Genomic DNA, 1961 nt, shown 5'->3' on the forward strand with positions numbered 1-1961 from the left:
CCCGACCCTCTCCCCGGAGGGGAGAGGGAGAAGTGGTCACCGCGTCTGTTGCGCGGGCTGCACGTCCTGCGTTTCCTCGGTCGGCGGGTTACGGATCGAGGGGCGGAGGCGGCTGAGGCTGCAGAGGCCGGCAACCAGCGCGAGGCCTGCGGCCACCAGCGGCGGAGTCGTGCCCGCGCCCACGCCCATCGCCAGCAGTGCCGCCACCAGCGTCGCGCCGGTGGTCTGCCCCACCAGTCGCACCGTCGAGACCAGGCCGCCCGCCGCCGCCGCGCGTTCGCGGGGGGCCGAGCCGATGATCAGCCGCGCGTTCGGCGCCATGAACATCCCGAACCCCGATCCGCACAGCGCCATCCGCCACGCGATATCGAAATAGCCCGGATCCGCGGGCATGAACGCAAGCAGCAGCAACGCGCCGATCGAGACCCCCATGCCGATCCCGCCGAGCAGCCCGGCCGGATAGCGATCGGACAGCCAGCCCGACAGCGGCGCGACGACCATGTTCGCGAGCGGCCACGGCGCGATCGCCGCGCCGACCTCGGCCGCCGAGAACCCGTAGGCGTGCGTCAACCGGAACGGCGTCGACAGCAGCAGCGTCATCTGCGCGATGAACGCGGTGTACGCGCCGATCGCCGACAGCGCGAGCACCGGCCGCGCGAGCAGGTCGATCGGCAGGATCGGACTGGTCTCGCCCTGTTCGCGTTTCACGAAGAACCAGCCGATGACGATGCCCGCCAGCACGATCGCCGCCGAGACGATCGGGCTGTCGCCGTGCACCGCGCTCTCCGCGCCGCCGATGACGAGCCCGATCATCGCCGCGCACATCACCGCGCCGAGCACGTCGAACGGCGCGTCCTGCTGGCGCGGCTCGGGCAGCGCGCGGCCGAGCACCAGCGACGCGATTGCGAACGGCACCGCGCTGGCGAACACCCAGGGCCACGGCGCGATGGCGAGCACGAGCCCGCCGATCGTGGGCGCAAGCGCCGCCGAACTCGACACGACCACCGAGTTGATCCCGAGCCCGCGGCCAAGCTGCTTGGCGGGATAGATCGACCGGATCAGCGCCGACGAGACGCTAAGCGCCGCCGCCGCGCCCAGCGCCTGCGCGGCGCGGACGACGAGCAGGAAGGGCAGGCTCTTGGCGAAGAAACAGAGCAGGGTGGCGAGCGTGAAGATCAGCTGGCCATATTGATACATGCGCTTCAGCCCGATCCGCCCGCCAAGCCCGGAGAAGGGGAGCAGCGCCATCGCCAGGATCAGCTGGTAGACCGTGACAACGGTGACGACCGCGCTGCTGCCGACATTCAGGTCGCGGGCGATCGTCGGCAGCGCGACGGTGGCGATGCCCCCGTCGATGATCGTCAGCGCAGTGCCCGCCGAGATCGCGGCGATGGCGATGAAGCGGCGCGGCTTGGGCAGGCCGTCGGCGGCCGATATCTGGTCCGGTTGCATTGCGGACAGCGATAGACCCCGGCATGTAGCGCGCCAAGCAAATCAGGGAGATACGGTGATGCGGGTTCTGGCTTCGATGCTGGCGGCGACGATACTCAGCGGGGGCGCCGGCCTTGCGAGCGGCACCACGCTCGCCCAAGTCGCACCCATGACACAGACGAACACCGCCGCCGACCCCTATATCTGGCTCGAGGACAAGGACGGCGCGAAGCCGCTTGCCTGGGTCGAGGCGGAGAATGCGAAGACGCTCCCGCGGCTCCAGAACGATCCGCGTTACAAGACCTTTTATGCCGAGGCGCTCGCGATCGCGTCGGCGAAGGACCGCATCCCGATGCCCAACCAGATGTTCGGGCGGATCTACAATTTCTGGCGGGATGCCGATCATCCGCACGGGTTGTGGCGCTGGACCAGCGCGGCGGACTATGCGTCGGCCACGCCGCACTGGACGACCGCGCTCGATCTCGATGCGCTCGGCAAGACCGAGGGCAAGCAGTGGGTGTGGAAGGGGG

General features: G+C 69.8%; 1 protein-coding gene and 1 pseudogene. One reads left to right on the forward strand and one right to left on the reverse strand.

All coding sequences use genetic code 11. The features are described 5' to 3' along the window. Nucleotides 1–36: 36 nt before the first annotated feature. The gene (locus ASE88_RS13175) at nt 37–1452 is read right to left on the reverse strand and encodes an MFS transporter (RefSeq protein ID WP_056478431.1); all 1416 of its coding nucleotides are present in this window, start codon (nt 1450–1452) and stop codon (nt 37–39) included. 58 nt (nt 1453–1510) lie between these two features. Here ASE88_RS13175 and ASE88_RS19570 point away from each other — a divergent pair. Beyond that, nucleotides 1511–1961: pseudogene (locus tag ASE88_RS19570) on the forward strand (S9 family peptidase); the annotation flags it as partial.

The sequence above is a fragment of the Sphingomonas sp. Leaf38 genome, assembly GCF_001421825.1.
Classification (GTDB): domain Bacteria; phylum Pseudomonadota; class Alphaproteobacteria; order Sphingomonadales; family Sphingomonadaceae; genus Sphingomonas.